This window comes from Pseudomonas sp. R3.Fl (assembly GCF_023516765.1).
GTDB lineage: Bacteria > Pseudomonadota > Gammaproteobacteria > Pseudomonadales > Pseudomonadaceae > Pseudomonas > Pseudomonas citronellolis.
In genome coordinates this window covers 2,552,293-2,573,713 of sequence record NZ_JAMGSO010000001.1, presented here as the reverse complement: position 1 = coordinate 2,573,713, position 21,421 = coordinate 2,552,293, and the positions used below count along the sequence as shown (strand labels likewise).

The window sequence follows — 21,421 nt, the reverse complement described above, 5'->3', positions numbered from 1 at the left end:
GTGCGCTGGTCAGCGTGGGCAGAGGCTGGCGCTGGGGGCGCTTTCGTTGCGGATGCGGCCGCTGCGGTTGATCACGATCCGGTGGGCTGTGGCGTGTTGGGTACAGATCCTGAAATGGCCGGCGTGGAAGGCGCCGTTGGGGCGGATGGCCTGGCCCTGGGGGCGGTAGTGGATGTAGCTGCGGGAGGTTTCGTCTGGGTATATCTGCACGCCTTCCAGGGGTGGGTGGAGGCGCAGCCGGGGTTCGCCGGATTGCTGCTGGCCGTCGTTGTTGTCGTCGTGGAACAGCGCCCAGCCTTTGGCCCAATCGCCTTCGTGGGCCACGACGCTGACCGGGCGGCCGGTCAGTACCGCGGTTTGCCGGGCATGGCTCAGGGCGCCATGCAGGCTGTGCAGGGCGACAAGGGCGCGATTTGACTGGAGCAGGTTGTTGAAGGCCGGTACGGCCAGGCTGGCGAGCAGCGAGAGCAGGAGAATCGAGAGCAATGCTTCCAGCAGGCTGAATCCGCGATTCTTGGGCATGAGGAGCCGTCCCTGGCTTTGCCTTGCTGCCGCAGTATCTTTCTTCTGGTCCGTTATCTGGGCCTTGGGTGTTGTGCGTCGATTCTGTCGAGAGTGTAGGGCGATTCGCTTCGGTGGGGTTGGTATAGTGGTGCGCCGGATGACCGTCCGGTTTCCTGTCGGTTCGAGGTGCAGCGGTATGTCGGATGTTCTGCTTGTCGGTGGTGGCGTTGTCGGGCTGTTGAGCGCCTGGACCCTGGGGCGCGAGGGGCTGCGGGTGACTCTGGTCGAGCGTGGCGAGACCGGGCGCGAGGCCTCCTGGGCCGGCGGCGGCATCGTTTCCCCGCTCTACCCCTGGCGCTACAGCCGGGCGGTGGCGAACCTGGCGCACTGGTCGCAGGACTTCTATCCGGCGCTGGGCCAGCAACTGCTGGAGGACACCGGTGTTGACCCCGAGGTGCATGTCACTGGCCTCTATTGGCTGGACCTGGACGACCAGGCCGAGGCGCTGGCCTGGGCCCGTACCAACGGCCGGCCGCTACAGGAGGTAGACATTTCGGCGGTCCATGATGCCGTCCCCGCGCTGGGGGCCGGCTTCCAGAAAGCGGTCCACATGCCGGGCGTGGCCAATGTGCGCAACCCGCGCCTGGCGCGTTCGCTGCGCGAGGCGCTGCGGCGTATGCCGAACGTCGAGGTGCTTGAGGGTTGCGAGGTCAGCGGTTTCATCCAGGAGCAGGGCTCCATTCGCGGCGTGCGCTGCGCCGCCGGCGAGCTGCGGGCCGATGCGACCGTGCTGGCGGCCGGCGCCTGGAGCGGCGAGTTGCTGGCCAGCCTGGGCCTGGAGCTGCCGGTCGCGCCGGTGAAGGGGCAGATGATTCTCTACAAGTGCGCGGTGGATTTCCTGTCCAGCATGGTGCTGGCCAAGGGGCGCTACGCCATTCCGCGGCGCGACGGCCATATCCTGGTGGGCAGCACCCTGGAGCATGCCGGCTTCGACAAGACGCCCACGGACGAGGCCCTGGCCAGCCTGCGCGCCTCCGCCGAGGAACTGCTGCCGGCGCTCGCCGGGCTGGCGCCGGTGGGGCATTGGGCAGGGCTGCGGCCGGGTTCGCCCGAGGGTATTCCCTTCATCGGCCAGGTGTTGGGGTACGAAGGGCTTTGGCTGAACACCGGGCACTACCGCAACGGCCTGGTGTTGGCGCCGGCGTCCTGCCGGTTGCTGGCGGACCTGATGTTGAAGCGCGAGCCGATCATCGAGGCGCAACCCTATGCGCCGGAAGGGCGGTTGGTGGCGACGCCGTTGGTGTAGGGCGTGTGGGGCTGGTTGTATAAGTGAGGTGTGTTGGTTTGGTGGCGGAGTATTGGTGAAGTCCGTTGCCCTCACCCCGGCCCTCTCCCGGAGGGAGAGGGGGCTGTTCGGAGTGGCTGGAGAATCCTGAGTCATCCTGAAACGCCTAACCCCACCTCGTCATTCCCGCGAACGCGGGAATCCAGTGGCTGGTGGGTTCGCGAGCAAGCTCGCTCCTACGAAAAGCAAAAGCAAAAGCGCGTTTGCTTTTGGATTTCCAGAGAAACATCCGTGCACTCCGAAACGCCCCTTCAGAAGGCCGAGCGAAACCGGCGCTCAGGAGGTCATGCGACATGGATGTCGCGAGAGCCCCGTGGGCTACAGGGACGTACCCTCGGGGCGGGCCTCCGTGGCGGGGGAGTTCGTGAGGGTAGCCCGGCTTTATCGGGCCCGTATGTTGGGGCAAGCCTTTTTGGTTCCTTTTTGCGGGGGTGGCCTTCCACCGTTTGACAAAAGGGACTCTCCCGAGGGGGCGAAACAAGAAATCTCCGCAGACTCGGTGCGGCGCGTTACACCGAGCCCAACCCAAAAAGTCTCTGGGTTCCCGCGTTCGCGGGAATGACGGGGTTAAGGGTGGAGCGGAGGACAGGATTCGCGCGCGAAGCCCTAGCCCCACCCCATATGAAAAATGCCGTTTCTCTCATGGAGAGAAACGGCATTCGCTCTTCATTAAATAGCATTACGACCATGCCACGGGGCTCACGCCCTATGATCAATCGATACCCAGCTTCTTCAAGCGATAGCGCATCGAGCGGAACGTCAGACCCAATCGCTGGGCTGCGGCCGTGCGGTTCCAGCGGGTTTCCTCCAGCGCCTGCATGATCAGCTTGCGCTCGATCTCTTCGAGGTAATCCTCGAGATTGTCGATTTGCGCCAGGCTGGCCTCGCCGCTTTCACTGCCGCCCGTGGCCTCGGCGAAACGAAGGTCGTTGGGCTGGATGACGTCGTCTTCGCACAGGGTGTAGGCGCGCTCGAGCATGTTCTCCAGCTCGCGCACGTTGCCCGGGAAACGGTAGCTCTTGAGCTTTTCCAGGGCTTCGGGGCTGACCTGTGCCGCGGCCAGGCCGCTGTCGCTGGCCAGGCGCTTGAGCACGCGCTCGGTGAGCAACGGGATGTCCTCGCGGCGCTCGCGCAGCGGCGGCACGCGCAGTTCGATGACGTTCAGGCGGTAGTAGAGGTCCTGGCGGAAGCGGCCGGCGGCGACTTCCGCGGCCAGGTCCTTGTGGGTGGCGCAGAGCACGCGCACGTCCACCGCCACTTCCTGCTGGCCGCCCACTGCGCGCACGGCCTTTTCCTGGATGGCGCGCAGCAGTTTCACCTGCATCGGCAAGGGCAGGTCGGCCACTTCGTCGAGGAACAGGGTGCCGCCGTTGGCGGCCTGGAACAGGCCCTGCTTGTCTTCCACGGCGCCGGTGAAGCTGCCTTTCTTGTGCCCGAAGAATTCGCTTTCCATCAGCTCGGACGGAATGGCGCCGCAGTTCACCGGGACGAAGGCCACTTCGCTGCGCGGGCCCTGTTCGTGGATCAGCCGGGCCACCAGCTCCTTGCCGCTGCCGGATTCGCCGCTGATGTAGACCGGCGCCTGGCTGCGCGCCAGCTTGGCGATCTGGTTGCGCATCTGCCGCATGGGCGGCGAGTCGCCCAGCAGGCGGTTGTCCACCGGCGCGTCTTCCGCACCCGGCGAGCGCAGGCGCAGGGCCGTGGCCACCAGTTCGCGCAGGCGGCCGAGGTCCACCGGCTTGGTGAGGAAGTCGAAGGCGCCAGCCTTGAGCGCGTTGACCGCGGTGTCCAGGCTGCCGAAGGCGGTGATCATGGCCACCGGCACCTGCGGGTGGCGCTGCTGGATGTGCTGCACCAGGTCCATGCCGGTGCCGTCGGGCAGGCGCATGTCGGTCAGGCACAGGTCGAAGGGCTCGCGGGCCAGGTATTCCTTGGCCTCCTTGACGTTGCGGGCGCTGCGGGTGTCCAGCTTCATGCGGCCGAGGGTGATCTCCAGCAGCTCGCGGATATCCGGTTCGTCGTCGACGATCAGGGCTTTTTGCCGGCTCATGCTCTTTTCTGTCAGCTCTGCTTGCGCGGGTGGGCGAAGGTGATGCGGAAGCCGCCACCGCCTTCGTCGCGGTTCTTGAAGTCGATGCGGGCCTGGTTGCTTTCGCACAGCTCGCGGGAAATGTACAGGCCCAGCCCGGTGCCCTTGCTCTCGGTGGTGAAGAAGGGCTCGAACAGCTTGCCCAACTGCTCCGGGGCGATGCCGGGGCCGTCGTCGAGCACCTCCAGCACCGGCAGGTCGCTGTCCCGGTCGCGGAACAGGTTCAACCACACCTGGCCGCTGCCGTTCTGCCGGGCACTGTACCGTAACCCATTCTGCACCAGGTTACCCAGCACCTGGGTGAGTTGGCTGGGGTCCATGCGCGTCTGGATCTCGCCACCGCCCATTTGCAGGTGGATCTGCTGGTCACCGCGCAGGCCTTCGCGCTGCTCGTCGGTGAAGCGCTGCAGCCACTCCTTGAGGTCCAGCTGTTGCGGCTCGGCCTGGCGCCGCCGCGACAATTGCAGGACGTTCTCGATCACCAGGTTCATGCGCCGCGACTGGTCCTGGATGATCTGCGTCAGGCGCCGGTCGGGGGCGTCGAGCGCTTCGGACTCCTGCAGCAGCTGCGCGGCGTGGCTGATGGCGCCCAGCGGATTGCGGATTTCGTGGGCGATGCCGGCGGTCAGCCGGCCCAGGGCCGCCAGCTTGAGCTGCTGGGCCTGCTGGGCGATCTGCGAGATGTCTTCGAGGAAGACCAGGGTGTGCTGTTCCTCGCCGCGGCGCAGCGGGATGAAGCTCGGCTGCAGCATGGGGCCGCCTTCGGGCGCCTGCAGGCTGGGCGGGCGCAGCGAGGGGTTGCGTTCCCACTGCTGCAGGCTGTCGAGCAGCTCCGGGCAATGCTCGGTGGCGAGCTTGCCCGCCAGTTCCGGCTGGGCCAGCAGGCCCAGGGCGCTCTGGTTGGCCAGCAGCACTCGGTGCCGGCTGTCCAGCACCAGGATGCCGGTGCGCATGCGCTGCAGGATGAGGGCGTTGAGTTCTTCGAGGTTGGCCACGGTGGTGGCGCGTTCCTCGGCCAGGTGCTCGGTGAGTTGCTGGCGCCGCGCCAGGCCCTGCAGCAGCAGCGCGGCGGCGAAGCTCAGGGCGCCGAGGCTGCCGGCCTGGACGTAGTGGTTGATCGCCGTGGGCTGGCTGAGGCTGAGGTAGAAGGTCAGGTAGATCATGCCGATCGCGGCGACGGCGGCGATCAGCAGGCCGATGCGCCCGCGCAGCAGGATGTTGGCGATGCCCACCGCCACCACCAGCAGGTTGCCGATGCCGCTGGGCACGCCGCCGGCGGCGTAGAACAGGCCGCACAGCGCGAGGATGTCGAACAGCGCCAGGAGGAAGATCGGCAGCAACTGGCGCGGCGTCGGCATCAGCACGGCGATCAGGATGTTGACGATCAGGTAGCTCCAGCAACTGGCATGGAACAGCGCCGACTGGCCGACGTTGAGCACGCGGTCGTCGAGGTCGCTGGAAATCAGCAACACCAGCAGCAGGCCGATACTCAGGCGGTACAGGTGGTACAGGCGGAGGATGCGCTGCCCCTGCTGGCCGCTGATGGGGATGGCCTTAGCCATGCCGCTGGCTGTCCTGCTGCAGATGGGCCTGGCTGCAGTACCAGCGCTGCTCGTGCTGCAGCGCGTTGGCGCGCGGCACGTGCACGCCGCACTGGGCGCAGCGGACCATGGGCTCGGCCGGGTCGTCCGGCGGCGCCTGGGGCGGGCGTTGCGGGCGGGTAGCCTTGCGCCACAACCACCAGATCAGGGCGATGAGGAGGATCCAGAACAGCAGGCGGACCATGGCGTTCCCTTTTTTCGTGAAGAGCCGCAGTTTATCCGAGCCGCCACGTCGCACAAGTCGCGCGGGCCGGTACTGTGCGGAAGATTCGCGCGGGCATGAAAAAGGGAGGCCGGAGCCTCCCTCTGCATGGCGGGTCGATCAGTCGACCAGGCCGAAGGTCAGGTAGTGCCACCAGGAGTGGCTCTTCTTGCCGCTGGTGTCGGGCTTCTCGGTTTCCTCGTCCTGGTGCTCCGGCTGCAGCTCGCGCGGGATCTGCTGGCGCGCGTCCTCGTACTGGCGCATCACGTCCTTGCTCGCCTGGGTTTCCATCTGCGGCGGCGCGGTGTTGGAGTCGATCAGGCCGAGGGTGGCCTTGGCCAGCCAGGAGCGGCTGCTGTCGTCGTCCTCGCGGGGTACGAACTGGCCGTCCTTCAGGCTGGGGTTGTCCGGGTAGTTGAGCTTGAGGGTCTGCAGGCTGCTGTCGGCCAGGTCGTTCAGGCCCAGGCGCTGGTAGGCCTCGGTCATGATCGCCAGGCCATCGCCGACGGCCGGGGTCTCCTGGAAGTTCTCCACCACGTAGCGGCCACGGTTGGCGGCGGCCACGTAGGCCTTGCGCTTGAGGTAGTAGTGGCCGACGTGCACTTCGTAGGCCGCCAGCAGGTTGCGCAGGTAGACCATGCGCGCCTTGGCGTCCGGGGCGTAGCGGCTGTTGGGGAAGCGGCTGGTGAGCTGGGCGAACTCGTTGAAGGAGTCGCGCGCCGCGCCCGGGTCGCGCTTGGTCAGGTCCAGCGGCAGGAAGCGCGCCATCAGGCCGCGGTCCTGGTCGAAGGAGGCCAGGCCCTTCATATAGTAGGCGTAGTCGACGTTCGGGTGCTGCGGGTGCAGTCGGATGAAGCGCTCTGCCGCCGAACGCGCGGCTTCCGGCTCGGCGTTCTTGTAGTTGGCGTAGATCAGCTCCAGCTGCGCCTGTTCGGCGTAGCGGCCGAACGGGTAGCGTGACTCCAGCGCCTTCAGCTTGTTGATGGCGTTGGTGTAGCTGTTGTTGCCGAGGTCTTCCTGCGCCTGCTGGTACAGCTGGCTCTCGCTCAGGTTCTCGTCGACCTTGTCGCCCTTGGACGAGCAGGCGGAGACCAATACGAGGGTGGCGATCAGCAGCAGGTGTTTCACTTGCATGGCGGCTTGCGTCCCTGGACGGTCGGCTGTCGCGGCCGCATCCGTCTGTTATGATTGGCGCCCCAGGCGAACCCCTGGGACAAAGGCCCCGTATTTAACCACAGCGTGCCGCCCACCAAAAGGTGGCGCGCCCACTGCGTCCCATCATGTCCGATCTCATCCAACTGGCGGCAGAAGTGCCGTTCGACCTGGGAGGCCAACGCCTCGACCAGGTCGCCGCACAACTCTTCCCCGAACACTCCCGCTCGCGCCTGGCCGGCTGGATCAAGGACGGCCACCTGACCGTCGACGGCGCCGTGCTGCGCCCGAAGGACGTCGTCCACGCCGGCTCGCGCCTGGCGCTGGAGGTGCAGCTGGAGGCCCAGGGCGAGTGGAAGGCCCAGGACATCGAGCTGGACATCGTCTACGAGGACGAGCACATCCTGGTGATCGACAAGCCCGCGGGGCTGGTGGTCCACCCGGCCGCCGGGCACCAGGACGGCACCCTGCTCAACGCCCTGCTGCACCACGTGCCGCACCTGGCCAACGTGCCGCGCGCCGGCATCGTGCACCGCCTGGACAAGGACACCACCGGCCTGATGGTGGTGGCCAAGACCCTCGAAGCCCACACCAACCTGGTCGCCCAGTTGCAGGCGCGCTCGGTGAGCCGTATCTACGAGGCCATCGTGGTCGGGGTGATAGTCGCCGGCGGCAAGATCGACGCGCCCATCAGCCGCCACGGCGTGATGCGCCAGAAGATGGCGGTGGTGTCCACCGGCAAGCAGGCGATCAGCCATTACCGGGTGCTGGAGCGCTTCCGCTCGCACACCCACACCCGGGTGAAGCTGGAGACCGGCCGCACCCACCAGATCCGCGTACATATGTCGCACATCGGCTTCCCGCTGGTGGGCGACCCGGTCTACGGCGGGCGCTTCCGCATTCCGCCGGGAGCCAGCCCGACGCTGGTCGAGTCGCTGCGCGACTTCCCGCGCCAGGCGCTGCACGCGCGCTTCCTCGAACTGGACCACCCGGCCACCGGCGTGCGCATGAAGTGGGAGTCGCCGCTGCCTGACGACTTCACCTGGCTGCTCAGCCTGCTGCGTCAGGACAACGAGTCCTTCGTATGACCTCGCCCTGGCTCATCCCCGACTGGCCGGCGCCGGCCAACGTGCGCGCCTGCGTCAGCACCCGCGCCGGCGGGGTGAGCCAGGCGCCGTTCGACAGCTTCAACCTCGGTGACCACGTCGGCGACGAGCCGGCCGCGGTGGCCGAGAACCGCCGCCGCCTGGAACAGGCCCAGGGTTGCCGGCCGGCCTGGTTGAGCCAGGTGCACGGCATCGAGGTGGTGGAAGCCGATCCTTCCCGCGTCGCCACTGCCGACGCCAACTGGAGCGCCACGCCGGGCATCGCCTGCGCGGTGCTCACCGCCGATTGCCTGCCGGCGCTGTTCTGCGACCGCGCCGGCACCCGTGTTGCAGCGGCCCATGCCGGCTGGCGCGGGCTGGCCGGCGGCGTGCTGGAAGCCACGTTGGACAGGCTGGCGGTGCCGGCTGACGAGGTGCTGGTCTGGCTCGGCCCGGCCATCGGCCCGCAGGCCTTCGAGGTCGGCCCGGAAGTCCGTGAAGCCTTCCTCGCCGACCACGCCGAGGCCGAGGCGGCCTTCGTGCCCAGCATGAATGCCGGCCGCTACATGGCCGACATCTACCAGCTCGCACGTATCCGCCTGGCCGCGCGGGGTGTGACCGCCGTCTACGGTGGGGGGCTGTGCACCTTCAGCGACACCGAGCGCTTCTATTCCTACCGCCGCAACCCGCGCACCGGGCGCCAGGCCAGCCTGGTCTGGCTGGCCTGACTCTGTAGCTCCCGATCTTCGTAGGAGCGAGCTTGCTCGCGAACAGGTTCCGCAGCCCCGTAGGATGGGTTGAGCCTGCGAAACCCATGCGGTCGTGGTGATGGGTATCGCTTCGCTCAACCCATCCTACGAAGAGCGCCTCGGCGCAGTCGGCAACACCCTTCCCCTGCATTCGGATGCCTATGCCGTGGTGGCCTTGCGCCGGCACGAACTGACCGGCGTCATGGCGATTTGGCTTGAAGCGGCCAAAATCGTCCTTATCTAACTGGCATCCCGGCGGGTTGTTTCTTCATCAGGGGCAGGTATCGCCCCGACCCGCTATCTAGAAGGAAGGACGAACTCCATGCGAATCGACCGTTTGACCAGCAAGCTGCAACTGGCGCTGTCCGATGCCCAGTCCCTGGCCGTTGGCCACGATCACCCGGCCATCGAGCCAGTGCACTTGCTTTCCGCTCTGCTCGAACAGCAGGGCGGCTCCATCAAGCCCCTGTTGATGCAGGTCGGCTTCGATATCCCGGCCCTGCGCACTGCCCTGAATAAAGAGCTGGACGCGCTGCCGAAGATCCAGAATCCCACCGGCGACGTGAACCTCTCGCAGGACCTGGCGCGCCTGCTCAACCAGGCCGACCGCCTGGCCCAGCAGAAGGGCGACCAGTTCATTTCCAGCGAACTGGTGCTGCTCGCCGCCCTGGACGACAACGCCAAGCTCGGCAAGCTGCTGCTCGGCCAGGGCGTGAGCAAGAAGGCCCTGGAGAACGCGGTGAACAACCTGCGCGGCGGCGAGGCGGTCAACGACCCCAATGCCGAGGAGTCGCGCCAGGCCCTGGACAAGTACACCGTGGACATGACCAAGCGCGCCGAGGACGGCAAGCTCGACCCGGTGATTGGCCGTGACGACGAGATCCGCCGCACCATCCAGGTCCTGCAGCGGCGCACCAAGAACAACCCGGTGCTGATCGGCGAGCCTGGTGTGGGCAAGACTGCCATCGTCGAAGGCCTGGCCCAGCGCATCGTCAACGGCGAAGTACCCGACGGCCTCAAGGACAAGCGCCTGCTGGCCCTGGACATGGGCGCGCTGATCGCCGGCGCCAAGTTCCGCGGCGAGTTCGAGGAGCGCCTGAAGGCGGTGCTCAACGAGCTGTCCAAGCAGGAAGGGCGGATCATCCTGTTCATCGACGAACTGCACACCATGGTCGGCGCCGGCAAGGCCGAGGGCGCGATGGACGCCGGCAACATGCTCAAGCCGGCCCTGGCCCGCGGCGAGCTGCACTGCGTCGGCGCCACCACCCTGGACGAATACCGCCAGTACATCGAGAAGGACGCGGCCCTGGAGCGGCGCTTCCAGAAGGTGCTGGTGGACGAGCCCAGCGAGGAAGACACCATCGCCATCCTGCGTGGCCTCAAGGAGCGCTACGAGGTGCACCACGGGGTGACCATCACCGACGGCGCCATCATCGCCGCGGCCAAGTTGTCGCACCGCTACATCACCGACCGCCAGCTGCCGGACAAGGCCATCGACCTGATCGACGAGGCCGCCAGCCGCATCCGCATGGAGATCGACTCCAAGCCGGAGGAGCTGGACCGCCTGGACCGCCGGCTGATCCAGTTGAAGATCGAGCGCGAGGCGCTGAAGAAGGAAGACGACGAGGCCACCAAGAAGCGCCTGGCCAAGCTGGAAGAAGACATCGCCAAGCTCGAACGCGAATACGCCGACCTGGAAGAGATCTGGAAGTCGGAGAAGGCCGAGGTGCAAGGCTCGGCGCAGATCCAGCAGAAGATCGAGCAGGCCAGGACCGAGCTGGAACTGGCCCGCCGCAAGGGCGATCTGAACCGCATGGCCGAGCTGCAGTACGGGGTTATCCCGGACCTTGAGCGCAGCCTGCAGATGGTCGACCAGCACGGCAAGGCGGAGAACCAGCTGCTGCGCAACAAGGTGACCGACGAGGAGATCGCCGAGGTCGTGTCCAAGTGGACCGGCATCCCGGTGTCGAAGATGCTCGAAGGCGAGCGCGAGAAGCTGCTGCGCATGGAAGACGAGCTGCACAAGCGCGTCATCGGCCAGCACGAAGCGGTGGTGGCCGTGGCCAACGCCGTGCGCCGCTCCCGCGCCGGCCTGGCCGATCCGAACCGGCCCAGCGGTTCCTTCCTGTTCCTCGGCCCGACCGGGGTGGGCAAGACCGAGCTGTGCAAGGCCCTGGCCGAATTCCTCTTCGACACCGAAGAGGCGCTGGTGCGCATCGACATGTCGGAGTTCATGGAAAAACACTCGGTGGCCCGCCTGATCGGCGCCCCGCCGGGCTACGTCGGCTATGAGGAAGGCGGCTACCTGACCGAAGCCGTGCGCCGCAAGCCGTACTCGGTGGTGCTGCTGGACGAGGTGGAGAAAGCCCACCCGGACGTCTTCAACATCCTCCTGCAGGTGCTCGAAGACGGCCGCCTGACCGACAGCCATGGCCGCACCGTGGACTTCCGCAACACTGTGGTGGTGATGACCTCCAACCTCGGTTCGGCGCAGATCCAGGAACTGGTCGGCGACCAGGAGGCCCAGCGCGCGGCGGTGATGGACGCGGTGAACGCGCACTTCCGTCCGGAGTTCATCAACCGTATCGACGAGGTGGTGGTGTTCGAACCGCTGGCCCGCGAGCAGATCGCCGGCATCGCCGAGATCCAGATGGGCCGCCTGCGCAAGCGCCTGGCCGAACGCGAGCTGAGCCTGGAACTGAGCACGGAGGCGATGGACAAGCTGATCGCCGTCGGCTTCGACCCGGTGTACGGCGCGCGGCCGCTGAAGCGGGCGATCCAGCGCTGGATCGAGAACCCGCTGGCGCAGCTGATCCTGGCCGGCAAGTTCCTTCCCGGGGCGAAGATCCATGCCAAGGTGGAGGGCGACGAGATCGTGTTTGCCTGATCTTGGTGCCTCTGGAAAAGCCCCGCGTTGCGGGGCTTTTTCTTTTTTGTAGGCGCGTAGGGCGGATAACCGTTCGCGGTTATCCGCCGCCATCCGCGCCGCCGGGATGTCCGGCGTGGTCGGTGAATCCAATCGCGGACGGAGTCCGCTCCTACGCCCGTGCTTCCCTGTAATCGTAGGAGCAACTGTCTTGCCGACTGCGCCGAGATGCTCTTCATAGGATGGGTTGAGCTTGCGAAACCCATGCGGCCGCGGTGATGGGTATCGCTTCGCTCAACACCATCCTACGGGGTGGTTTGCCGGTGGGGGGAGGAGGACTCTGTCCGCGATTCGGCGGATAACGCCGTAGGCGTTATGGCCCTACGATGAAACATCCGCGCGCACTGGAGCGCCCCTTCGAAAGACCGGGCGAAACCAGCGCTCAGACGGTCGGAGCACTGCACAAGTGCTGCCCTTCAAAGATGCGCAATCAACTCCTCCAGCGCCTTCGCCTGGTCGTCCGCCAGGTCGATGATGTGGAAGCCCGCCCAGCCCAGCTGACCCTCGCCGCCACTGCGGCTCCACAGGCAGTCGGCGCCCAGGGTGATCTCGCCCACCTCGTGCAGCGGCGGCAGGGGCACCAGGCGGCATTCCAGCACCGAATCCGCTGCCGGCACGTCGACGCCGCAGAGCATGAAGCCTTCGACGGAGAGGTCGGCCAGGCGGCCGAGGCTGCGTCCGGTGTGGCGGTCGAAGACCTCGACCTTCAGGTCCGTGCTGTGCCGGTTGTGCTGGCGGCGTTCGTCCATCGCTTACTCCTCGGATGGGCTGTTGGGGCGCCCGGCAAAGCGCTGCAGCATGCGGTAGATGGCGCCGAGCGCGCGGTCGACCAGGGGCTGGGCCCCGGCTCCGGCCAGGCGCACCTTGCCCTGTTCCATCTCCAGCGCCAACTGGCCGATGGGTTTGACGGCGACGCGCTGCCCCAGGTGATCGACGAACATATAGTTGCGCGTGGTGGGGCTGAACCAGGACAGCTTCAGGCGCCGTGGCGGCGTGCTGTCGGTGAACTCGAACCAGGTGCCGAATTCGATGCGGCGCAGTTCCTCCATGATCGCCCGGGCGCGGATGGACAGGCTTTCCTCGGTCTGCCGCTCGGCCACGCTTTCGCCGTCGAGCATCGCCCCCAGCGGGCTTTCCGGCAGTTCGGGGTGCAGCCTGGCGGCGATTTCCGGCTGCTGCGCCTGGATCGCGTGCTGGCAGGCGACCAGGTCCTGCAGCAGGCGGCGGATGCCTTCCTCGTGGTAGCCGCCGAGCACTTCCAGGCCCTTGCGCAGGTCTTCCAGCAGCGCCGGGCGCATGGCTTGCAGGCGCTCGCGGCCGGCGCTGTCCTGCGGCGTGACGCTCCAGGCCAGTTGCTCGGCGATCTCGCAGGCGCGGCGCCATTCATCGCTGTCCTCGCCGTTGCGCAGGATGATGAAGGTCAGGGCATCGGCCCAGCTGAGGTCGAGAAAATTGCGCACCAGTTGCGGTAGTTCGCGTTCGGCGCAGGCGTTGCGGATGACCTCGATCGCCTGTTCGCGCGCGCCCAGCAGGCGGTCGCGGCCGCGGGCCGCCTCGGTGGCGCGGCGTTCGCGCAGTTCGGCCTTCTGGCGGATGTTGCCGATGTATTCGTTGAAGTCGCTGAGCAGCTCGTCGAACAGGCGCAGGTCGCCGGCGAAGTCCTGGATCACCCGCTCGACCACCCAGTGCATCTTCGCCAGCAGCCCGCGCTCCTCGCCGTCGCCGCCGTACAGCGAGCCGGCCTGGGCCATGGCGTTGAGCAGGCGGCGGGCCGGGTGGTGGTGCTGGGTGAACAGCGCCTTGTCCTGCAGGGCCACCTTGAGGAAGGGCGTGTGCAGGTGGGAGAGGGTGGTCTTGCAGCTGTCCGGCAGGCTTTCGTCGTCGAGGATGAAGTCGAAGACCATGCCGACCAGGTCGATGACGTCGGCTTCCTGGTCGGTCAGCTTGTTCTGCCCGGGGCGGTCGCTGCCGGCTTCCAGTTGCTGGTGCAGGTCCTCCTTGAACTGCTGGACCGCCTGGGGCTGGCGGATGCGCCGGGCGAGGTCCTGGGCGGAGATACGCTGCAGGCGATTGAGCGCGTCGAGCAGTTCCCCGGCGCTGTAGGTGCGGGTCGCCCCGCGTGGCGTCAGGCGGGCGATGCTGTCGCTATGGCCGAAGTTCTCCAGGCCGCGCCGCCGGTGTTCGGCGAGCAGGGCGTTGAGGCCGCCGTAGAGCGCCTGCTGGTCGCTGGGCGGGTAGGGCGGCAGCTCGCTGAAGTCCAGCGGCGGCGCTTCGGTGCTGGCGGATACGCCCGGGGCGCCGGGAGGCACCGCGGCGTTGCTGCCTCCGCTGCCGGTATCGGCCGGCGCCGCTGGCGTGGCTTGCCCGGGGGCCGCTGCACTCGGGCGTGGTGCCGGGCGCGAGCTCTGCTGGGCGCGGTAGCGCAGGTTGGGCAGGATGCCGGCCTCGGTCAGGCGTCGGTTCAGCTGTTCATATAGAGGTGGCAGGTTGCGCATCACCTGCTGGTCGAACAAGACATAGAGCACGGTCTTGATGCGCAGGGCGAAGCGGCTTTCCGAGAGCATCTCGCGGAAGCACTGGGCGATCGCCTGGGGGCCGAAGGGGTTGCTGTCCTCGGCCAGCTTGCTGCCGTTGTTGAGCAGGGCCAGGCGCTGGTCCAGGGCGAACAGGGATTGCGCGCACTGCGCCTTGACCTGGTTCACCATGTTGGTGATGAGCAGGGTTTCCTCGTATTCCTCGTTGCCGACCAGGGACAACTGCTCGACGTCCAGCTCCTCCAGGTGCGCCCGGGAGGGCAGGGTGCCCTGCATGAAGTCGCCAAGGCCCTTGGCGAAGCGCTGGTGATAAAGGCGCTCGAGGGTGGGGCGCTGGCGGCGGATCTCGCGCATGCTGTCGAAGAACAGCGCCTGCACCTGGTTGTTCTCGGCCTTCTCTGCGCATTCGAAGAGGGTGTCGTCGACTTGGGCGAAAACCGCCGCCAGGAGTTCCGCCAGGTGGTTCATCGCCAACTGCCGGCAGCCCTGTACCAGCTCGCCGAAGCGTGGCTGGATGGCCCGGCTGGCGACGTTGGAAGACGGCGGGGTGTCCTTCGAACTCATGGGCGATCCTGTCCGTGATCTCAGCGCCTGCAGGCGAGGGCAACTTTGTTTTATGCAGATATAGCAATCTGCCTGCCGGCCTGCAAAGAAAAAGAAGAAAAACTTTTTGGATCAGAGGGTTGACAGTCCGTTCGAGACCCGTAAAATGGCGCGCCTCTGATACGGGAAACGGCAACGCCGAAACGTAGAAGGGATTGGAAGGCTCGTCGTTCCGCGATAGCTCAGTCGGTAGAGCAAATGACTGTTAATCATTGGGTCCCTGGTTCGAGTCCAGGTCGCGGAGCCAACTTCCAAGCGGGGTATAGCGCAGTCCGGTAGCGCGCCTGCTTTGGGAGCAGGATGTCGGGAGTTCGAATCTCTCTACCCCGACCATATCGAGGGTCGTTAGCTCAGTCGGTAGAGCAGTTGGCTTTTAACCAATTGGTCGTAGGTTCGAATCCTACACGACCCACCATCTTCCAGCCGGTCGCCCAGGTGAACGGCAATCGAAAAGCCCGCAGTCTCGTTGAGATTGCGGGCTTTTTCGTTTTTCGGCATGGGGTTTGCCTGGTGCTGGGATTTGTAGGAGCGAGCTTGCTCGCGAACCGGCCGGTGACTTCTGCGCTCGGGTTCAACTCCGTCCCCTCTCCCTAACCCTCGGCTGCGCGCCCCGCCCTGAAGGGAGAGGGGACTGTTCGGAGTGCGTGGGTATTCCTGAGTTAGCCGGCAGCGCCGAAGGTTTCCAGCTGAAACCATTCCTCCTCTCGGCACGGACAAGCCCCCTCTCCCTTCAGGGAGAGGGCTGGGGAGAGGGGCTCTTGAGGATGTAACCGAGTCCACCCAGTATCTTCCCTTCGCGAGCAAGCTCGCTCCTACGAAAAGCCGGGCCATCCGTAATGAGGCTGTCATTTCGCCGAGCTAATGTTTTTCACCGTTTGTGCCCTTCGCGAAATCAGTCATATCCGGCCGGATTTTTCCCAGTCAAAAACGGCCTCGCCGTTAGAATCTGAAACGCTTTTCCCGCCCGAATCGCTTGCTGCGGCGATGTGTCGCACTCTGCGCAGGGCGTTTGCGACAGCTTTTTCGGCTCTCTTGATCGAGATCATTTCCAGCCTTGCGAGGTTGTTCTAAGGCACCTCGCCAAGGCACCTTCCGATGCGGCTGGATGCCGCGCCAGCCGGGACATTCAGCCCTCTTGGCGAGGGCTTTCGGAAGGCTCCGAAAAGCGCTTTTCCAACCTTGCGTTTTCTGTGGGAATTGCTCGTTTTTCGAGCAGCTGCGGCCACCACTCTTAACCCTGGCGAGATAATGTCTTGTTAAAAATGAGACCGTCAGGCCTTGCCAGTGGTTTCTGAAATGTCTTGTAATATCGCCCGCCCATTCCTGACCCCATAGCGCCTCGGTTCCAGCGTCGCAGAACCTTGGCAGGCACCCGCCGCAGGCGGTGCTGGAATAACAACGAGGGGCTGACTGTGGTGGGTTTCTGCTCAACAACGAGTAGGGCAATCCGCTCGTGAACAGGTGTCGGCCAGGCAGGCTTCCGAGGAAGCGGCAGGGCAGGCGCCAACACGCTGAATAACACGGAACGAATCAGCACACGGATCGGTTTCGCTACGCGAAAGCCGGGCTGGGTTCCTTTTGCCTTGTTTTCTTGCAGCGCCGATTCGCTACCCCATGGATCCACTAAGACGTCTCGCCTTGGAAGGCGCGGCGGGCAGTTCGTCGAGCATGAACCCTGCGTGGGTAAATCTCATGGGCGGTGTAGCTATGTTCATCCATTAAGGCCGCAAGATGAAAATAGACCAGTACTCTGGATACCTGAAGAGATTGTCCGTGCTGCTCCCCCTGCTCTCGCTGGGTGGTTGCAACATGGTCCTGTTCGACCCCAAGGGGCAGATCGGCGTCGACGAGAAGTCGCTGATCATCACCTGCACCCTGCTGATGCTGCTCGTGGTGGTGCCGGTCATCGTCATGACCCTGGCATTCGCCTGGAAATACCGCGCTTCCAACACCAAGGCCACCTACATGCCCGACTGGGCGCACTCCACCCGCATTGAGGTGGTGGTGTGGCTGGTGCCTTGCATCATCATCGCCATCCTCGGCTGGCTGACCTGGGAATCCACCCACAAGCTGGACCCCTATCGCCCGCTGGATTCCGACGTCAAGCCGATCACCATCCAGGCCGTCTCGCTGGACTGGAAATGGCTGTTCATCTATCCGGAACAGGGCATTGCGACCGTCAACGAGATCGCCTTCCCGAAAGACACCCCGGTGAACTTCCAGATCACCTCGGACACCGTGATGAACTCCTTCTTCATCCCGCAACTGGGTAGCCAGATCTACTCGATGACCGGGATGCTGACCAAGCTGCACCTGATCGCCAACGAAGAAGGCGTGTTCGACGGCATCTCCGCGAACTACAGCGGCAGCGGCTTCTCCGGCATGAAGTTCAAGGCCATCGCCACTTCCGAGCAGGGCTTCCAGGACTGGGTCGCCAAGGTCAAGTCCGCCCAGGCCGGCCTCACCGAGGAAGGCTTCCCCGAGCTGGCCAAGCCGAGCGAGAACGTTCCGGCTACCTACTTCTCCTCGGTCACCCCGGACCTGTTCCAGCACATCCTGACCAAGCACGAGCGTGCTGGCCTGGCGATGGGCAAGGGCAAGGCTGAACACGCCGAAGGCGAAGCAGAATCGCAATCCAATCCGAGTATCCAGGAGTAACCGCGCAGATGTTCGGGAAACTGACTCTGTCGGCCGTGCCCTACCACGAGCCGATCATCATGATCACGCTGGCGGTCGTTGCCCTGTTGGGCATCGGCGTCTTCGGCGCGGTCACCTACTACCGCAAGTGGACCTACCTGTGGACCGAATGGCTGACCTCCATCGACCACAAGAAGATCGGCGTGATGTACATCATCGTCGCCCTGATCATGCTGCTGCGCGGCTTCGCCGACGCCATCATGATGCGCGGCCAGCTGGCCCTGGCCGAAGGCTCGAACCACGGCTTCCTGCCGCCTGAGCACTACGACCAGATCTTCACCGCGCACGGCATGATCATGATCATCTTCATGGCCATGCCCTTCATGACCGGCCTGATGAACCTGGCCGTGCCGCTGCAGATCGGCGCCCGCGACGTGGCCTTCCCGTTCCTGAACTCCCTCAGCTTCTGGCTGCTGGTGGTCAGTGCGATGCTGGTCAACGTGTCCCTGGGCCTGGGCGAATTCGCCCGTACCGGCTGGGTGGCCTACCCGCCGCTGTCCGAGCTGGCCTACAGCCCGGGCGTGGGTGTGGACTACTACATCTGGGCCTTGCAGATATCCGGCATGGGTACGCTGCTGACCGGTATCAACTTCCTGGTCACCGTGTTCAAGATGCGCACCCCGGGCATGAAGCTGATGCAGATGCCGATCTTCACCTGGACCTGCACCTTCGCCAACATCCTGATCGTTGCGTCCTTCCCGATCCTGACCGCGGCCCTGGGCCTGCTGTCGCTGGATCGCTACCTGGACATGCACTTCTTCACCAACGAGCTCGGCGGCAACGCCATGATGTACATCAACCTCTTCTGGGCCTGGGGCCATCCTGAGGTGTACATCCTGATCCTGCCGGCTTTCGGTATCTTCTCCGAAGTCACCGCCACCTTCGCCGGCAAGCGCATGTTCGGCTACACCTCGATGGTGTGGGCGAGCGCCGCGATCACCTTCCTCGGCTTCACCGTGTGGCTGCACCACTTCTTCACCATGGGTTCGGGCGGCGACGTCAACGGCTTCTTCGGCGTTGCGACCATGCTCATCTCCATCCCGACCGGGGTGAAGCTGTTCAACTGGCTGTTCACCATCTACCGTGGCCGCCTGCGCTTCGACACCCCGATCCTGTGGACCCTGGGCTTCATGATCACCTTCACCATCGGTGGCATGACCGGCGTGCTGCTGGCGATCCCGGGTGCTGACTTCCTGCTGCACAACAGCCTGTTCCTGATCGCTCACTTCCACAACACCATCATCGGTGGCGCGGTGTTCGGCTACCTGGCCGGCTTCGTCTTCTGGTTCCCGAAAGCCTTCGGCTTCAAGCTGGACGAGAAGTGGGGCAAGCGTTCCTTCTGGTGCTGGCTGGTCGGCTTCTACATGGCCTTCATGCCGCTGTACATCCTCGGCTTCATGGGCATGACCCGTCGCCTGAACCACTACGACAACCCGCTGTGGAAGCCGTACCTGGTGGTGGCGTTCTTCGGCGCCGTGCTGATCCTGTTCGGCATCCTCAGCCAGCTGATCCAGCTGTTCGTCTCCATCAAGAACCGCAAGCAACTGGCCGACGTGACCGGCGACCCGTGGGGCGGCCGTACCCTGGAATGGTCCACTTCCTCGCCGCCGCCGTACTACAACTTCGCCGAGCTGCCGGTGGTGCGTGATGTCGACGCCTTCCACGAAATGAAGCAGAACGGCCGCGCCTACCAGGCCCCGGCCTCGTACAAGCCGATCCACATGCCGAAGAACACCGCCGCTGGCTTCTCCATCGCGCTGTTCGCCTTCATCTTCGGCTTCGCTGCGATCTGGCACATCTGGTGGCTCGCGGGCATCGGCTTCGTCGGCATGATCGCCTCCGTCATCGTGCGCAGCTACGTCACCGACCTGGACTACTACGTCCAGCCGGACGAGATCGAGCGCATCGAGAACCGCCACTTCCAGCAACTCGCCAAACAGGTCTGATCCATGTCTACGGCAGTATTGAGCAAACACTCGGTCGCCCACGAAGCGGGGCATGACCACGATCACGAACACCACGACTCGGGTGGCATGACGGTCTTCGGCTTCTGGCTGTACCTGATGACCGACTGCATCCTGTTCGCCAGTGTCTTCGCCACCTACGCTGTGCTCGTCGGCCATACGGCCGGCGGCCCCAGCGGCAAGGACATCTTCGAACTGCCCTACGTGGCCGTCGAAACCGCGATCCTGCTGATCTCCAGTTGCACCTACGGCCTGGCCATGCTGGCCGCGCACAAGGGCGCCAAGGCCAAGGCCATCGCCTGGCTGGGCGTGACCTTCCTCTGCGGCGCCGCGTTCATCGCGATGGAAGTCAACGAGTTCCATCACCTGATCGTCGAAGGCTTCGGCCCGAGCCGCAGCGCGTTCCTGTCGTCCTTCTTCACCCTGGTCGGCATGCACGGCCTGCACGTGACCGCCGGCCTGCTGTGGATGCTGGTGCTGATGGCGCAGATCGGCAGCCGTGGCCTGACCGCGCAGACCAACACCCGCATGATGTGCCTGAGCCTGTTCTGGCACTTCCTGGACATCGTCTGGATCTGCGTATTCACAGTCGTCTACCTGATGGGGGCCGTGTAATGAGCGCCGCTGCACACGACAACCACGGCGCCGGCCACGGCAGCCTGGGTTCCTACGCAATCGGTTTCGTGCTGTCGATCATCCTCACCGCGATTCCGTTCTACATGGTCATGGACGGCGGCTTCACCCGCCACGCGACCATCCTCACCATGGTCATCCTCGGCCTGGTGCAGGTGGTGGTGCATCTGGTGTGCTTCCTGCACATGAACATGTCCTCGGAAGGCCGCTGGAACGTGATGGCGTTCATCTTCACGGTGATCGTCATCCTGCTGGTGGTGGGCCTGTCGCTGTGGATCATCTTCAGCGCCGATGGCCTGATGATGCCGATGGTGAACTGAGGCTGACGACGTGAAGCTGAAGCGTTATCTCCTGGTGACCAAGCCGGGCATCATCTTCGGCAACCTGATCGCCGTGGCGGGGGGCTTCTTCCTCGCCGCGCGCGGCAGTGTCGACCCGATGCTGCTGCTGGCGACGGTGATCGGGCTGTCGCTGGTGGTGGCCAGTGGTTGCGTGCTGAACAACTGCATCGACCGCGACATCGACCGCCACATGGAGCGGACCCGCGGCCGCGTGACCGTGACCGGGCAGATCTCGCTGAAGGCCGCCCTGGCCCACGGCGTGGTGCTCGGCCTGGCCGGCTTCGGCCTGCTGCTGTGGAAGACCAACCTGCAGGCGACCCTGATGGCGGCGTTCGGCTTCGTGGTCTACGTCGGCTTCTACAGTCTGTGGCTCAAGCGCACCTCGATCTACGGCACCCTGGTGGGCAGCCTCTCCGGGGCCATGCCGCCGGTGGTGGGCTATTGCGCCGCGGCCGGTCATTTCGACATGGGCGCCGCGGTGCTGCTGCTGATCTTCTGCCTGTGGCAGATGCCGCACTCCTACGCCATCGCCATCTTCCGCCTGAACGACTACAAGGCGGCGGGTATCCCGGTGTGGCCGGTGGCGCGCGGCATCGAGGCGACCAAGCGGCAGATACTCTACTACGTGCTGGCCTTCGGCGCCGCCACCCTGCTGCTGACCGTGACCGGCTTCGCCGGCTACGGTTACCTGGTGGTGGCCCTGGCGGTCAGCGCCTGGTGGCTGTTCATCGCCGTGTCGGGCTTCCGCGCCGAAGACGATCGCCTGTGGGCACGCAAGCTGTTCGCGTTCTCCATCATCGCCATCAGCGTGCTGAGCCTGATGATGTCGATCGACTTCCAGGGTCTCCCGGCCCCGGCGCTGGTCGCCGCGCTCTAAGGCAAGCCAGTGGTACGAAAAAGCCGCCCCGAGGGGCGGCTTTTTCATGCCTGGAAAAACATCGCGGACGATACGGTGCGGACGGGCACGGCTTTTCGTAGGAGCGAGCTCGCTCGCGA

Annotated in this window: 17 protein-coding genes and 3 tRNA genes; 13 read left to right on the top strand and 7 right to left on the bottom strand. The window is 65.3% G+C overall.

The genetic code is table 11. The features are described 5' to 3' along the window. Positions 1-9: 9 nt before the first annotated feature. A complete protein-coding gene (locus M8R19_RS11130) occupies positions 10-522 on the bottom strand; it encodes a GspH/FimT family pseudopilin (RefSeq protein WP_074977465.1) in 513 nt (170 codons plus the stop codon). Positions 523-700: 178 nt separating this feature from the next. Here M8R19_RS11130 and thiO point away from each other — a divergent pair, with 178 nt between their 5' ends. After that, positions 701-1,810, top strand: a complete 1,110-nt coding sequence (thiO, locus tag M8R19_RS11125; RefSeq protein WP_249917818.1) for a glycine oxidase ThiO — start codon at positions 701-703, stop codon at positions 1,808-1,810. Between the two features lie 751 nt (positions 1,811-2,561). Here thiO and M8R19_RS11120 read toward each other — a convergent pair. The 4 genes from M8R19_RS11120 to M8R19_RS11105 all read right to left on the bottom strand — a co-directional run bounded on the left by M8R19_RS11120 (position 2,562) and on the right by M8R19_RS11105 (position 6,875). Then, on the bottom strand, positions 2,562-3,899 hold the full coding sequence (locus tag M8R19_RS11120) for a sigma-54-dependent transcriptional regulator (RefSeq protein ID WP_116422680.1): 1,338 nt from the start codon (positions 3,897-3,899) through the stop codon (positions 2,562-2,564). 11 nt (positions 3,900-3,910) lie between these two features. Further along, positions 3,911-5,500, bottom strand: a complete 1,590-nt coding sequence (locus M8R19_RS11115) for a sensor histidine kinase (RefSeq protein ID WP_249917817.1) — start codon at positions 5,498-5,500, stop codon at positions 3,911-3,913. After that, positions 5,493-5,723 carry a PP0621 family protein gene (locus M8R19_RS11110; RefSeq protein ID WP_009617584.1) on the bottom strand — a complete coding sequence of 77 codons (231 nt, stop codon included), beginning with the start codon at positions 5,721-5,723 and terminating at the stop codon, positions 5,493-5,495. Before M8R19_RS11110 ends, M8R19_RS11115 begins: the two co-directional genes overlap by 8 nt. Before the next feature lie 138 nt (positions 5,724-5,861). After that, entirely contained in the window at positions 5,862-6,875 is a 1,014-nt protein-coding gene (locus M8R19_RS11105) for an outer membrane protein assembly factor BamD (RefSeq protein WP_074977475.1), read from the bottom strand. 146 nt (positions 6,876-7,021) lie between these two features. Here M8R19_RS11105 and rluD point away from each other — a divergent pair, with 146 nt between their 5' ends. The 4 genes from rluD to clpB all read left to right on the top strand — a co-directional run bounded on the left by rluD (position 7,022) and on the right by clpB (position 11,614). Next, positions 7,022-7,981: a 23S rRNA pseudouridine(1911/1915/1917) synthase RluD gene (gene rluD, locus M8R19_RS11100; RefSeq protein ID WP_069861972.1), complete on the top strand. Its 960-nt coding sequence runs from the start codon at positions 7,022-7,024 to the stop codon at positions 7,979-7,981. Next, positions 7,978-8,706 (top strand): peptidoglycan editing factor PgeF, encoded by a 729-nt coding sequence (gene pgeF / locus M8R19_RS11095; protein WP_074977477.1) that lies wholly within the window; start codon positions 7,978-7,980, stop codon positions 8,704-8,706. The genes rluD and pgeF overlap by 4 nt, the downstream gene beginning before the upstream one ends. 100 nt (positions 8,707-8,806) lie before the next feature. Beyond that, positions 8,807-8,971: a hypothetical protein gene (locus M8R19_RS11090; protein WP_159458809.1), complete on the top strand. Its 165-nt coding sequence runs from the start codon at positions 8,807-8,809 to the stop codon at positions 8,969-8,971. Positions 8,972-9,049: 78 nt separating this feature from the next. After that, on the top strand, positions 9,050-11,614 hold the full coding sequence (clpB, locus tag M8R19_RS11085; protein WP_249917816.1) for an ATP-dependent chaperone ClpB: 2,565 nt from the start codon (positions 9,050-9,052) through the stop codon (positions 11,612-11,614). A 455-nt stretch (positions 11,615-12,069) separates the two neighbouring features. Here the strand turns inward: clpB and M8R19_RS11080 are convergent, their stop codons facing one another. Further along, the gene (locus tag M8R19_RS11080) at positions 12,070-12,402 is read right to left on the bottom strand and encodes a PilZ domain-containing protein (RefSeq protein WP_043274046.1); all 333 of its coding nucleotides are present in this window, start codon (positions 12,400-12,402) and stop codon (positions 12,070-12,072) included. Between the two features lie 3 nt (positions 12,403-12,405). Continuing rightward, positions 12,406-14,751, bottom strand: coding sequence for a DUF1631 domain-containing protein (locus M8R19_RS11075; RefSeq protein ID WP_249917815.1), 2,346 nt, complete (start codon positions 14,749-14,751; stop codon positions 12,406-12,408). Positions 14,752-14,961: 210 nt separating this feature from the next. Between M8R19_RS11075 and M8R19_RS11070 the strand changes: the two genes are divergently transcribed. The 8 genes from M8R19_RS11070 to cyoE all read left to right on the top strand — a co-directional run bounded on the left by M8R19_RS11070 (position 14,962) and on the right by cyoE (position 21,302). Beyond that, positions 14,962-15,037, top strand: a tRNA-Asn gene (locus M8R19_RS11070). Positions 15,038-15,046: 9 nt separating this feature from the next. Then, positions 15,047-15,123: transfer RNA gene (locus M8R19_RS11065), tRNA-Pro, on the top strand. Between the two features lie 6 nt (positions 15,124-15,129). Beyond that, positions 15,130-15,205, top strand: a tRNA-Lys gene (locus M8R19_RS11060). A gap of 1,316 nt (positions 15,206-16,521) precedes the next feature. Beyond that, positions 16,522-17,448 (top strand): ubiquinol oxidase subunit II, encoded by a 927-nt coding sequence (gene cyoA, locus M8R19_RS11055; protein WP_009617601.1) that lies wholly within the window; start codon positions 16,522-16,524, stop codon positions 17,446-17,448. Between the two features lie 8 nt (positions 17,449-17,456). Continuing rightward, positions 17,457-19,433, top strand: coding sequence for a cytochrome o ubiquinol oxidase subunit I (gene cyoB / locus M8R19_RS11050; RefSeq protein ID WP_249917814.1), 1,977 nt, complete (start codon positions 17,457-17,459; stop codon positions 19,431-19,433). A 3-nt stretch (positions 19,434-19,436) separates the two neighbouring features. Next, positions 19,437-20,066, top strand: a complete 630-nt coding sequence (gene cyoC, locus M8R19_RS11045) for a cytochrome o ubiquinol oxidase subunit III (RefSeq protein WP_249917813.1) — start codon at positions 19,437-19,439, stop codon at positions 20,064-20,066. After that, a complete protein-coding gene (cyoD, locus tag M8R19_RS11040) occupies positions 20,066-20,404 on the top strand; it encodes a cytochrome o ubiquinol oxidase subunit IV (protein WP_009617607.1) in 339 nt (112 codons plus the stop codon). The genes cyoC and cyoD overlap by 1 nt, the downstream gene beginning before the upstream one ends. 10 nt (positions 20,405-20,414) lie before the next feature. Beyond that, entirely contained in the window at positions 20,415-21,302 is an 888-nt protein-coding gene (cyoE, locus tag M8R19_RS11035) for a heme o synthase (protein WP_043272262.1), read from the top strand. Positions 21,303-21,421 lie beyond the last annotated feature (119 nt).

What these genes read in the sequence shown, in the direction of transcription:
- rluD (WP_069861972.1), top strand. Translation starts at nt 7,022, where the DNA reads ATGTCCGATCTCATCCAACTGGCGGCAGAAGTGCCGTTCGACCTGGGA.
- cyoC (WP_249917813.1), top strand. Translation starts at nt 19,437, where the DNA reads ATGTCTACGGCAGTATTGAGCAAACACTCGGTCGCCCACGAAGCGGGG.
- M8R19_RS11115 (WP_249917817.1), bottom strand. Translation starts at nt 5,500, where the DNA reads ATGGCTAAGGCCATCCCCATCAGCGGCCAGCAGGGGCAGCGCATCCTC.
- cyoA (WP_009617601.1), top strand. Translation starts at nt 16,522, where the DNA reads ATGAAAATAGACCAGTACTCTGGATACCTGAAGAGATTGTCCGTGCTG.
- pgeF (WP_074977477.1), top strand. Translation starts at nt 7,978, where the DNA reads ATGACCTCGCCCTGGCTCATCCCCGACTGGCCGGCGCCGGCCAACGTG.
- M8R19_RS11110 (WP_009617584.1), bottom strand. Translation starts at nt 5,723, where the DNA reads ATGGTCCGCCTGCTGTTCTGGATCCTCCTCATCGCCCTGATCTGGTGG.
- M8R19_RS11080 (WP_043274046.1), bottom strand. Translation starts at nt 12,402, where the DNA reads ATGGACGAACGCCGCCAGCACAACCGGCACAGCACGGACCTGAAGGTC.
- cyoD (WP_009617607.1), top strand. Translation starts at nt 20,066, where the DNA reads ATGAGCGCCGCTGCACACGACAACCACGGCGCCGGCCACGGCAGCCTG.
- M8R19_RS11105 (WP_074977475.1), bottom strand. Translation starts at nt 6,875, where the DNA reads ATGCAAGTGAAACACCTGCTGCTGATCGCCACCCTCGTATTGGTCTCC.
- M8R19_RS11075 (WP_249917815.1), bottom strand. Translation starts at nt 14,751, where the DNA reads ATGAGTTCGAAGGACACCCCGCCGTCTTCCAACGTCGCCAGCCGGGCC.
- thiO (WP_249917818.1), top strand. Translation starts at nt 701, where the DNA reads ATGTCGGATGTTCTGCTTGTCGGTGGTGGCGTTGTCGGGCTGTTGAGC.
- M8R19_RS11120 (WP_116422680.1), bottom strand. Translation starts at nt 3,899, where the DNA reads ATGAGCCGGCAAAAAGCCCTGATCGTCGACGACGAACCGGATATCCGC.
- M8R19_RS11090 (WP_159458809.1), top strand. Translation starts at nt 8,807, where the DNA reads ATGGGTATCGCTTCGCTCAACCCATCCTACGAAGAGCGCCTCGGCGCA.
- M8R19_RS11130 (WP_074977465.1), bottom strand. Translation starts at nt 522, where the DNA reads ATGCCCAAGAATCGCGGATTCAGCCTGCTGGAAGCATTGCTCTCGATT.
- cyoB (WP_249917814.1), top strand. Translation starts at nt 17,457, where the DNA reads ATGTTCGGGAAACTGACTCTGTCGGCCGTGCCCTACCACGAGCCGATC.
- clpB (WP_249917816.1), top strand. Translation starts at nt 9,050, where the DNA reads ATGCGAATCGACCGTTTGACCAGCAAGCTGCAACTGGCGCTGTCCGAT.